Here is a 12,726-nt window from a genome sequence, read left to right on the forward strand (position 1 = left end):
ACCGAAAGATTAACATAGTAAGAGCGCAAGCCTAAAGTAGGCTTGCGCTCTTATTTTCAAAGGTTTTTTACAATCTGAGAGTGACTATCAACCTTAATTATTCAGTTACTTTCTTCTGAAGAGCTTCTCTCACTTCTGGGCTGACAGCTCCGTCGCCACCAAGTACAGTCACAGAAGAAATATCATTCGTGTACACGTACTTCGTAAGGTAAGCATCTACTTCTTTTGGAAGTCTTTCGTCATCTACCAATAGAAGTAGACCGTCATTTGCTGTTACCAGTGGGGCAGCAGCTAAGGCATCTGGATAGTTAGCTCCACTCGCTGCATAAAGTTGATCTGTGCTGTGACCAAACTCTTTGAGCAAGGCTACAAGCGTGCCGTAACGGTTGGTACCAGACAGTCTTTCCACAGACAAGGCTACTTCATCTGCCTGAGCTAAGACTTCATCAGATACGACTCCCGTACCACCAGCGACATAAACGTCTTCATTTTCCAGTATTTCAAGAGCTTCTTCAGAAAGTTCTTCACCATTTGTAAGAACAATCGGCATTCCGTTGGCACCAGCGATAGAAGCTGCACTCAACGCATCTGCATAGTTCTTACCTGTGGCTAAGAAAACGCCATTTCCTTCAAAGCCATATTCACTTTGCAATTCTTTGACAATCTTAAGGTTTGTTCCGTAACGTGTATCGTCGGACAAACGCTCGATATTATCGGAAGCGATACTGATGGTATTCAATTGAGAGAATACTTCCTTATCAACAGCACCTGTTCCACCTAATACATAAACATTCTTAGCTCCAAGTCGTTCAATTTCTTCAAGAGCTTTTTCATCTAAAGTACCTTTACTATTAACTGGGATGATTGGGGCATTGGTTGCAGACGCTAGTGGTCCAGCAGACAATGCATCCGGGAAGTCATATCCAGTTGTGACGATAACTGTATCCGCTCCACCATCAGGGTAAAGGTCTTTGGAAATTTCAATGGCTGTTTCTGTACGGGTCGCACCAGATAGCACATCTACTACATCGGCATCCGTTGTAACTGGTACTAGATCCAGTACTTCATCTGTATTCGCATCCAGCATATACAATGCTGCATATCCTTTAATCGGTTCATCCGGTGTCGTAATAGACACTGGAACATCTACAGATTCCCCTACACCGAGAGTCGTCGTGCCTGCATCAGTAGAAACAGAGCCCTTCGTTTCTTCAGTTGTATCATAGGACAATACTTTTTCTTCCGTCATGTTCAACGTATAATTTACAGTACTTGAACCATCACCGAAATTATCAACAGCGATCTGATAGTTTCCATCTGGAAGACCTGTCACAGAGAATGCTTCGCTATCTGAAGCTGTTGCACTTGAAGCAACAATATCCCCTTCTTCATTTAAAAGGAACAGATCCAAATCAGCAGGAGTTTCTGGGGAAACATCCACACTCAAGGAAACATTGTTCTCAATCTCGATATCAATTAAATCGCCATCATCTACAGCTTCAGCAAGGTTTTGTGTCACTTCACCTGTGATAGTTTTCGAAATAGGTCCAGAGAACCCGACTGTCTCGAATTTAACCTCAGCAGAATCCTTCAAGTAGTTCGTAAATGTAACCTCTTCGTTGAATTCCTGAGAAGTAGACACCTTACCAAGGTCAATACGTCCAGGACTTGCCACTACATCCTGCGCTACAGCTTCAAGGGTGTATTCATGGACTTCTTTACCTTCTTCTGGAGCGGTTGTTCCATAAACGTGAACTTCCCACACACCAGGTTCAGGAGATGGAACAACGAAGTCTTCTACATCCAGTCCACCTGATCCATATCCGGCATATCCAACGTACTCATTGACTTGTGTACCATTCGGATTAAAGATCATCATCCGGACGCGGCCTTCATAATCTCCACCTTCAGTAAGCGCGTTTAAAGAGAAACGCAATTCACTCAAGCCAGACTCAACATCAAATGTATAGCCTTTGGTTTGAGAAGACTGTACTTCATCATTGGCACGGAAGCGGTGTTTATTGTCTTCTGTGAACTCATAACCAGTCATAATCGTCTGAGCACTTCTTGCTTCCACATAATGAGTGGATGGATCATTGAAAATCAGATTACCTGCGTTGACCCCTGTTTCCAATTTCGACGCATCATAGCTGACTGTGATGTATTCATGTTCACCCGCACCTAGTGTAAGTTCACTAACTGACGGTGTGAACCAATCGTGAGTCGCTGTGATTTCTAAGTTCTTCTCTTCATCAGAAGGATTCTCTACAAGAACTTCCACCGTTTCAGGAATATCCTTGTTACGAACATATAGGCCAGGACCACCGGCTACCTTTTCACCGTGGTAGACCGTTACGTCAACATCTTTGATTTCATTGACGAAATGTTCGCGCATATATTCGTAGGCTGCTGGTACATTGATCAGTCCAGCCCCCTGTTGAGCACGGTTATAACCATCAAGTTCTCTCGATGTTTGGACCAATGCTTCTTTAGCCAGCTCATAATCAAATGGCAGGCGGTCTTTCAAGGCCGCAGATTTCAATAATGCTACTGCACCGGCAACATATGGAGCAGACATACTCGTTCCTTGTTTAACGCCGTAAGCGGTATCTAAACTACCCTTTTGGTGAACAGGAACGGCAGCATATGCTGACCCTGGAGCTACAACGTCCGGTTTTTGATCCCCTATTTCGTTAGGACCTACAGATGAGAAGTACCATAGACCTTCTCCAGGCAGAGGATTACCTTCTGCATCCTTACTATATGGATAATCACCGTATTCTTTGGCCCACATTTCAGAGTTGATATAGGCACCGACAGATATAACGCTTCCTACATCACCAGGGGATCCAACCGAATCTATACCCGGTCCATCGTTACCTGCAGATGTAACGAAGACGATGTCATAGTCATCGCTAAGAAGAGTCATAAGCTCTCCATAGCTTCCTTCACCGATATTCAAGTCTGGTAGAGAACCTAGACTCAAGTTGGCTACGTCTGCATCAAATCCGCCCATATCTTCCGGAAGAGCTGCATCGATCATGGCTTTCTGAATGCTCCAAGTGTAAGCTCCACCTGACTCCTCGAATACACGCATTCCAACAAGATCAGCTTCAGGTGCGACACCTTCTCCGGCTACGGCTCCCGTCTCACTATCACGTAACGGACCATTAGCAGCCGTAATACCTGCTACGTGTGAACCATGGCCATTGAAATCAGTGAACAAGTTGACTGTACGGATTCCAAACCGATCCTCAAGGTAATCAAGGTCATTGACACGGAAGTTCGCTCCTACCGTCTCATCGGTCACATCGACATCAAATGTCCCAGCTTCCTCATTTTCGTAAGCTGTCTCATCAGAGAAGTCTCCATCCATATCCGTATCGATATACAACTCATCCCCAATAAGAAGCACACCAAAGTTATCGGGATCCCCTTCGATTTCACCATCTACTTCTTCCGGGTGTTCCCCATCACCATTCAAATCTGCCAAAGCATTGAAGTGAGTCTGGCCATAGTAAACATCACCTTCTTCGGTGATTCCCATGTCATTTTTCTGGTCTTCATCTAAAGGCATGAAAACGACATCACCCTCGGAGAAATAATCGTATTCCACACCTTCTACAAATTTCTTATAGCGGTCTTCTACTGGAAATACCCCTGTTTCAGCACGATGATAATTTGAGACCGTATAATCTCTAACATTCACAATCTTAGAATCTCCGTATTTTCTCGTTTCCGCGAAAACTTCCTCAGCATCTTCCCCCTCTTCTACTTCAGGAAGATCTGTAAAAGATTCATGCCCGGGGTCTGGACCAGAGTCAATGATCGCAACGGTCGTACCTTCTCCATCAAATTTACCGTGAAAATCGTCTACGCCAGCAGCCGGGTGAGTTTCCAGCTGATCCGGGCTTACGCTATCCTCTTTATTTACATCACTATTCCCTTTAGACTCAGAGTCTTCTGGAGTTGGTGCTAGTTGTACCTCGGCATTATCTCCAACCGTACGCACAGCATCCAGTTTTACAACATCAAAGATTTTATTTGTAGGAACATCAGCCAGGTAACCATAATTTCTATGGTTTTGTTTGACTTTGACTCCAAGCTTTTCAAGCTGCTTGGTAGCATCAACTTTCCCGTTACCAATAATGACAAGTTCCTGAACATTCTCTTCATTATTAGCAAGAGAAACGACTTCCTTATAGTTTAATAGAGTATTAAATGTCTTCACTTCACTGGTTTCTGCTTGCACGGCTCCTGGATTGTATGTAGTTACTCCAGCGAAAGAAGAAGCTACAATAGCTGCACTGGCGAAAACACTTAAGGCTTTTTTCTTAGCATTCTTTTTGTTTGACACCAAAGTGTATAACCTCCCAAATTTTTCTGTGAATCGGTGTAAATCTACCTAATACTCCCCTCCCTTTATTAACAAACAATTTCAAAAAATTACAATTTTCATTGTAATGTAAAGAAGTGTATACGTCAATGAATATTCACTCAATTTTGATAATTGTAAACACATAGGCTGAAAATCCTGCTCAAGGGTAAAACCTACGAACTATTTTAAGAATTGATAAGAGCGCTCCCAAAGGTTTTTAAACAAAACAAAGGTAGAAAGCCCTGTATCTATCAGGCACTTTCTACCTTTCTCCTAGTTTTGCATTTTTTTAAAGTATGCTTAAGTCCTGTCCTTAAACCAGGCTTAGATATCAGGCTGTATTTCACCGGTAAAAAGTCTCATCAATCTCCCATGCGTACGGAGCCGGAATAGGGACCGTTCCCCCTACGATATGGTAATCTTCCCTATAGTCGAAGAGCTGTATATTTTTGCTTGTAATGACCTTTTGATTTTCGTGGGTGATCATCACAGGACTTTCCGATTGAACTGCAAGAGGAGCGGCTGCCATCGCATCCGGGAAGTTACGCCCCGTTACAAAATAAATAGTCCTGGCATCGTCATTTCCAAAGATGCGATGCATTTGATAGTTTGTTTCGTAACGGTCATCTCCTGCTATCCTGAGAGGATTATCATCTGGCAGCTGATTTTCCACGTCTTCAGAAACAGGAACGGACCCGCCTACAATGTAATTTTTCGTGATATTTTCAGCTTTCATATAATCGTTCACGACACCCGGGATACGGTCATGGCGCACATAAAGAACAGGGTATCCATTCATCGCACTATATCCGGAAGCAGAGAGAGCATCAGGGAATTCTTGTCCAGAAACAATGAAAGCTTTATTGGTATCAAAAGGTATCAACTGATTGACAGCCACAGCTGTCTTGTAGCGATCTTCCCCGGATATGCGGTGAGTGTTGTACCCATTTGATTTCAAAGAAGACTCCACTTCTGTCGACAAAGCGTTCGTCCCTCCAATTAGAAGCACATCAGACGCATCTAATCTTTTCAGTTCTTTTAATATCGAAGGTGAAATGTCCTTCTTCAATTCAAGCAGAACAGGACTGTTCAAATAAGAAGCGAGCGGTGACGCAGCTAAGCTGTCAGGGAAATCTCTTGCTGTGGCCAGGATCACAAATTTCCCTTTGATTGTTTGTCCATTGATGGTAAGCTCTTTTTCCTCTAAACGCTCCCATCCTTCATGAGAAACTTCCACAGAAGTTTCAACGGAGGTTGAACCTGAAATTCGTTGATACTGTTTTACATTTTTCAAAGTATCGCCTGCATGAATCATTCCATTACCTAACAGAAACTCGCCACTAAGCTTTGTAGAGGATGTTTGTATTAATTTCCCTACTTGTTTTCCTGTTAAATAGGGAGAGTTTTCCATTAACAAAGCGGCAAGAGAACTCACATGGCCTGTCGACATGCTGGTCCCATCCATAGCTTCGTATCCATTTTCTTTATATGTACTCCAGATGCCATCGCCCGGTGTCACTACATCTATCCCTGAACCGTAATTAGAGAAGGAGGACTTGGATTGTGTCTCCGGATTAATACTCCCAACAGCCAGAACCCCTTCGAGGGCCGCAGGATAAAGGGTTTCATTGCGATTATCATTCCCTGCAGCTGACACCACGAGCACTCCCTGATCCTGTGCATATTGAATGGCATCAGCTAATGCAAACTTATAGTTATATGTACCAAGGCTCAAATTAATAACATCCACTCCCTGCTCAACGGCATAGGTAATGCCATCGATCAGGTCTGATACATTCCCTTCGTTTTCTTCCATAATTTTCACGGGAAGGATCTTCGTTTTGCCGAGGGATACGGAAGCCACGCCTACTTCATTATTTGTCAGTGCACTGATCAAACCAGCCACATGGGTGCCATGGCCATAATGATCTTCAGGCGGCTGATCAGGGTTTACAAAGTTTTCTCCTTCCAACAGTTGCCCCTTCAGGTCCGGGTGATTCAATTGAACCCCGGAATCAATAACGGCTACCACTGTGTCTTCATCAAGCTTTTTCTCTTGGAATGCTCCCCAGCCTTCAGGTGCATGGATAGCTTCTAGCGTATCTTCTTGTTTATCGTAATAATTGTCGTTAGGTATTTGTCCTTGTGAGTAAACCTTCGTATCCATTTCTATGTATTCAATGTCAGGGTCATTTTTTAATGCAGCCACTTTATTTGCGACCTCTTCTTTTGGCGTCGAAATAATTTCTACAGGAAAAGAAGATGGTTTTGATGCTGCTGTAACTTTATCTTTATGTTTCACGATAATTTTGACTTCATTTGCCTCCGCTTGTGCTGTTTCAGCATGAGAGAAAAAAATAGATCCTATAAGGATCATCAGGATCGCTGTGTACTGATAATACTTCATGTTGTTTCTGCTCCTTTATCGTTCTTTGGACCTTCGACTTCAAATTTAACGATTTTTTTAAATTTGTTCTTATACTTCGATACAGACTCCACTTCTAATACATATAATCCTGGCGGTAGTGGTAATAGTGTTATTTTTTCTGTGTACGTTTCTCCAGGATCAATGACCTTCTGCGTTACTTCCTGTGTAAACATTTTTCCTTTTGAATACGTCTCGATCAGTTCACCTTTACCGTCCCTTACATAGTACTCATATCTCTGACCTGATCGAAAAGGTAGAGTGACCGGCTCCGCCGTCTCGTTATGAATGGTGTATTCAAAATGGTTGGATTGTAAATCCTTCCCCTTCCGTTCAAGGGTTGCATAAACTTCTTGCTTACGATCCTTGGATACCACGGTCTCACTCCCTGATGTTTCTGTACTGGTGCGCGGTTGGTGATTAAAATAAGAGGCATTTACCCACCAGATCACTCCACCAAGCAATAGAAGGAGAGATAAAACACTCCAGAACTTTGCCAAGTTTCTTCCCCCTCTCATTTTCTTACAGTTTACACGCAATTCCATCAATTTTAAATATAGGAATCTACTTTTGTTACAAACTTCTAAGATCTCGCGGCTACCTACCTCTATCTATAGTGGGGACATGATTATGAAAGACCATCCCTTATCAGGTGGTAAATACTTTTAATATCATTGTGCAACCGATAATCAATTATATTAAATTACTAAAAACAGGTTGGAATTTTATGTATATAGGGGAATATACTTTATAGGCTGACCAATCCCAATAGAAGAGAGGACGTAACGATGAAAAATCTTTTAAAGATCCTTGTCACAATGTTCTTCCTTTCCAGTCTCTCTATATTCCTTGATCCTTTCTATGTTTTGGCTGAAAAAGAACCTAAGAAAATTAAAAGCTTTCAACAAGAGGAAAATCAAGTAAGGTCACAATTTAAGCCTAAGATAGTTACGTCACAAACAAAAAAGTCCATTCCTCTGAACAAGATTAATGATAGACAAATCGTCATTAAAAAGAAAGATGGTGGGGATACTCTCAACTTACATAAATACGAGATTATAGACAACGATGTCTTAGAGAAGCTCGCCCCGGGAATATGGATGACCGTTCGTGTCCCTGAGTCGCTTCATTATGATGATGAACTTTCTTCTATTCATAAGCTGCCAGAAGTGGAGTCTGCCTCTCCTGATTTAATCTATCAACCTAGTTACATCCCGGGGGACCCCTATTATAAAAGTCAGCAGAATTACTTAAATAAAATCGATATGGAAAAAGCATGGGAAATCACTCAAGGAGCAAGTCAGGTAAAAGTAGCTGTTATCGACTCTGGGATTACAGCCTCTCACGAAGATTTGACCTCACGCTTAACCGATGGATTAGATGTCATCAATTCTGGGCCTGTAAGGTCCGATGAAGTGGGGCATGGTACTCACGTAACAGGAATTATTGCTGCAAATGCGAACACAAAAGGAGTGATCGGTGTTTCTCCTAAAGTCAAGGTCGAACCGATCAAAGCCGGTACAACAGAAGGTATGTCGACAACTGCCATTATACGTGGCGTTCAACATGCGATCGATGAAGAGGTGGATGTTATAAATATGAGCTTTGGGGGATACACGGCCGATCCTCTTCTCCAGGATGTTCTATGGCAGGCCTATCAGGAAGGCATCGTTCTAGTTGCTGCATCAGGAAATGATGGGACGTCTGCCTTCTCATTCCCTGCAGGTTATCCATGGGTGATTGCCGTAGGTGCAACCGATACGACCAGAAGCTCAACAACTGCCGACTCCTTCAGTAATTATGGTCCCCATATTGATGTTGCAGCACCAGGTGTGGATATTGTAAGCACAGACCATTTTGGAGGTTATGGGAGTGGAGATGGAACTTCCTTCTCTGCACCAATTGTAAGTGGCCTTGCCGCACTACTCAAATCAAAATACCCGGAATGGGACCCAAGCCAGGTAGAATTCGCCCTGCAAAATGGTGCAGAACAGCTCTACGGGCAGGAGTCCCACCCCTATGTGGGCTTTGGCCAGGTCAATGGTTATCAGTCACTGACCACTTCTCTTTCCGTTATGGGACGAGATACTTCCACATGGTCGATGGATGGAGCAATGAATATTACGGCAGGAACTTATAACGAAAAGTTCAATTTTCCAAATGACAATGATCTGTATGCTTTTACGATGGAATATCCAGGAGAGCTTTCCCTCAACCTTTCCCATCGCGGGAACCATATCGACCCTGTGATGAACGTATATCAGGAAGTAAATGGTGTCATCTATGAACTTTACTCCATTGACAGCCGTTATGAAGGTCAACCAGAAACACTTTCCTTTTACGCTGAAAGAGGAAACTATTACATTGGTGTAAGTGATTATTATGCAAACTGGTCAAAAAACCCCTATGTGCTCGAGGTAAAACAAAAGTTGGATCAGCCTGAAAGAATCTATGGAGAAAACCGCTACGAAACAGCGGTTCAAATATCCAGAGTAGGCTTTAAAGATGGAACAGATACCATTGTACTCGCACAGGGTCAGGACTTCCCTGACGCCCTCTCAGGATCTCCTCTCGCCTATGAGATGAATGCTCCGATATTATTGACACGTTCTCATACACTTGGAGATGAGACGAAAAACGAGATTGAAAGACTAGGAGCAAACGAAGTCTATATTCTAGGAGGAACTGTAGCCATCCATACAGATGTAGAAAAAGAACTAAAACAGATGGGGTTACAGGTGACAAGGATATCGGGGGAGAACCGGTATCAAACCTCAGCCGAAATAGCTAGAGAGCTTCTCCGCATTCAGGATCGATCGTCGTTTGATAAAGCTTTTGTATCGTACGGACACAATTTCCCCGACGCTCTTGCTTCCGCACCTTATGCGGCTCAAAATGGCTACCCAATTTTACTAACAAAACAGAAGGCCTTACCAGAAGAAATCCGTTCCATTGCAAGAGATGTGAATCAAGCGTTTGTGGTCGGGGGACAAAATGTAGTCAGTGATCAAATTCTTCGGGACTTACCTAATGGCGTCCGTTTCTCTGGTAACAACCGTTATGCAACGGCTGTTGAAATCATTGAAGGATTAGATATGGATACTAATGAGGTTTTTGTAGTGACCGGTCAATCCTTTGCTGATGCCTTAACGGGTTCTGTTCTTGCAGCCATTCGTCAACAACCCATCCTCCTTGTCCGTACAAACGCAATCCCTGAAGAGATGGAAGCATTGATTCATCGAAACCAGCCAAAGGCCTACACCATCCTGGGTGGGTTTGGAGCGGTTAATGAGGAAGTCGGCGCCCGATTATTGCAATTGACCCTGGAATAATCTAGAGCTATGAGCTATTTACCCACCTCCTGCGTTTTAATTTAAATAAAAAAACAGCCCCAGCTCTATGAGCTGGGGCTGTTTACTTTCATTCTACACTCTTCTTATTCAAGCTCTTTCGCAACCTCTTCACTGACGGCTCCTGTTCCACCAAGTACATGGAAGTTACTAAGGCCCATCTCTTCAATCACATCTTTGGTAACTTGAGGAAGCTGGTCTTCTTTTACAAGAAGCATGGATGCATCGTGCTTCGCTGCAAGAACAGATCCTGCAAGTGCATCAGCAAAGTTTGTTCCCGTAGCAACAAAAGCATTCTCTTCACTTGCCATCAAATCTTTCGCAATCACAGCAGCTGTTTCGTAACGCGTCGCGCCTTTATACCTTGTAGGTTCAGGCAGCATAGATTCTACATTTTCTGAAATGGCATTCGTGCCACCGACCACGATACTCTGATCAAATCCACCAAGAGCAGTCTTTGTAATTCCAGGTAGTTTATCCGTTTGGGAAAGAAGAATCGGATATCCTTCTTTAGCCGCGTAGGAAGCTACAGCCAAAGCATCTGGATAATTACGCCCATCGGCAACAATTACGTTATCCGGATTACCGCCAAGACGTGCCGCGATACTTGCAGCTGTGGAGTAACGGTTCTTACCAGAAATACGTTCCACATCCAGGTCTAAACCTTCCAATTGATACTTCACATAGGAAGAAATTGCTCCCGTTCCACCTAGGATAATCGCATTTGTAGCACCAAGACGTTCAATTTCTTCTTTCACTCTTGAATCCAGTTTATTCGACTTCGTCAAGAGAATTGGCGCATCTTCTTTATAAGCTAAAGGTGCACCAGCAAGGGCATCTGCAAACTGATCTCCTCTCGCGATGACAACAGTATCCGCCTGATCCCAGCCTTTCTTAGAGATTTCAATAGCTGTTTCATAACGATCTTGTCCCTGAATTCGTTCCACATCATTCGTTTCTTCTGCTACTTGATCGATTATACGTCCTTCTACTTCTGGAGAAACGGTTCCCTGTTCCTCAAGGTATTCATTGAAAACTTCATAGTCAACAAAGAAAAGCTCTTTCATCTTTCCGTCAGCTTTAGCTTCAGCAAAGGATGTATATCCGTCTCCGCCATCAGCGATGAATGCGTTTGTTGCCACTGTGTAAGTGCCGTTCATATCCAAAGCCTTATAACCATCGTCCGTCTTTGTCTGAACTTCCACAACGCGGTCACCTGCAGGCTGGTTACGATCAAACGTGTACTTCAAACCGGAGACCTGAGCAAAACGTCCGCCCATATTTTCCAAATCGCTCACACCATTTTCAAGAGCTGCCATAAGCTGCTCACCCGTCAATTCTAGAGTGACAAGCTGGTTACCAAAAGGCATCGTTGTCAATACTTCGCCCATGGTAATCTCACCTTCATCAATGGACGCACGAATACCTCCACCATTCTGAATAGCAATCGTTGTTTCAGGAACGGCTTTTTGTGCTTTAGCAAGCATAGAATCCGTAATTAAGTTTCCAAGGTTTGTTTCTCCCTGGCGGACATCACTACGCTCTCCATTTAGGGCCACAGTCGTTTTACCGACCACTTGCTTCTTAAGGTCTTCAAGAGGCTCTTGATATTTTTCAAGCAATGCTTGCGCTTCTGCATTCGGTTCTACGTCAGAAGCCTCGATGTCAATCAGCTGGCCATCCCATTCTTGTAAGACACCTTGATCATCGAAAGTCACTTGAAGATCTCCTAAGTATTCGTTGTATTCTCCTGCCTGTACAACAAGGGTAGGTTCATCACCATCTCCATTATTGAAAACCTCAGTTTCTTCTACTGTAGTATGACTGTGAGCTCCTACAACGACATCAATGCCATCTACTGATTCAGCCAATGTCCGATCGTAAGTGACACCGATATGAGTAAGAGCCACAACCTTATTGACTCCTTCCCCTTCAAGCATCGTCACTGTATCTTCCGCTTTTTGCAAGTAATCCTGGAATTCAATGTCGTCTCCCGGGTTTGAAAGAAAAGCCGTTTCTTCTGTAGTTAATCCAAATACACCGATTTTCTCCCCATCAACTTCCAGAATAGTAGCAGGATAGATGTTGCCACCTTCTCCAGGCATTCCTATTTCGTTCTTGAACAAATCCTTCAGGTTCACATCTTGGCTATAGTCGATGTTTGCACTGACAATTGGGAACTCTGCATCGTTAATAAAATCAGCCAAAGGCTCGGTACCATCATCAAACTCGTGGTTTCCTGGAACCATGGCATCATATTCCATCATGTTCATGAATTGAAGGTCCGCAAGACCCTTGAACTCATTATAGAAAAGCGTGCCTGAAAATACGTCACCTGCATCCAGCAATACTGAATTTTCACGATCTGCACGCAATTGTTCCACCAAAGAAACTTTTTTAGGTACTTGATCCAAGTGAGCGTGTGTATCATTGCTGTGCATGATTGTCAGATCAAAATCTCCTTCAGCTGCTTTGACTTCCCCGGAAGGGAAAGCCAAAGTACCAAGAGCAATCGCCCCTGATGCAGCTACAGTTACAAGTGGTTTTACCATTTTCATTAAAATACATCCTTT

At 43.3% G+C, this 12,726-nt stretch carries 5 protein-coding genes; 1 reads left to right on the top strand and 4 read right to left on the bottom strand.

Features of this window, described 5'->3' with window-relative positions:
* Positions 1-97 precede the first annotated feature (97 nt).
* The 3 genes from VKA52_RS09595 to VKA52_RS09605 all read right to left on the bottom strand — a co-directional run bounded on the left by VKA52_RS09595 (position 98) and on the right by VKA52_RS09605 (position 7,303).
* Complete coding sequence (locus tag VKA52_RS09595) at positions 98-4,357, bottom strand: cell wall-binding repeat-containing protein (RefSeq protein WP_326315651.1); 4,260 nt, start codon at positions 4,355-4,357, stop codon at positions 98-100.
* Positions 4,358-4,721: 364 nt separating this feature from the next.
* Positions 4,722-6,785 carry a S8 family serine peptidase gene (locus VKA52_RS09600; RefSeq protein ID WP_326315404.1) on the bottom strand — a complete coding sequence of 688 codons (2,064 nt, stop codon included), beginning with the start codon at positions 6,783-6,785 and terminating at the stop codon, positions 4,722-4,724.
* Positions 6,782-7,303, bottom strand: a complete 522-nt coding sequence (locus VKA52_RS09605; protein WP_326315406.1) for a BsuPI-related putative proteinase inhibitor — start codon at positions 7,301-7,303, stop codon at positions 6,782-6,784. Before VKA52_RS09605 ends, VKA52_RS09600 begins: the two co-directional genes overlap by 4 nt.
* Before the next feature lie 288 nt (positions 7,304-7,591).
* Between VKA52_RS09605 and VKA52_RS09610 the strand changes: the two genes are divergently transcribed.
* Complete coding sequence (locus VKA52_RS09610) at positions 7,592-10,135, top strand: cell wall-binding repeat-containing protein (RefSeq protein ID WP_326315408.1); 2,544 nt, start codon at positions 7,592-7,594, stop codon at positions 10,133-10,135.
* A gap of 104 nt (positions 10,136-10,239) precedes the next feature.
* On the opposite strand, the gene VKA52_RS09615 is transcribed toward VKA52_RS09610, so the two are convergent.
* Positions 10,240-12,711 carry a cell wall-binding repeat-containing protein gene (locus VKA52_RS09615; RefSeq protein WP_326315410.1) on the bottom strand — a complete coding sequence of 824 codons (2,472 nt, stop codon included), beginning with the start codon at positions 12,709-12,711 and terminating at the stop codon, positions 10,240-10,242.
* Positions 12,712-12,726: the final 15 nt, after the last annotated feature.

The sequence above is a fragment of the Halobacillus sp. HZG1 genome, assembly GCF_035818575.1.
Lineage (GTDB): Bacteria > Bacillota > Bacilli > Bacillales > Halobacillaceae > Halobacillus > Halobacillus litoralis.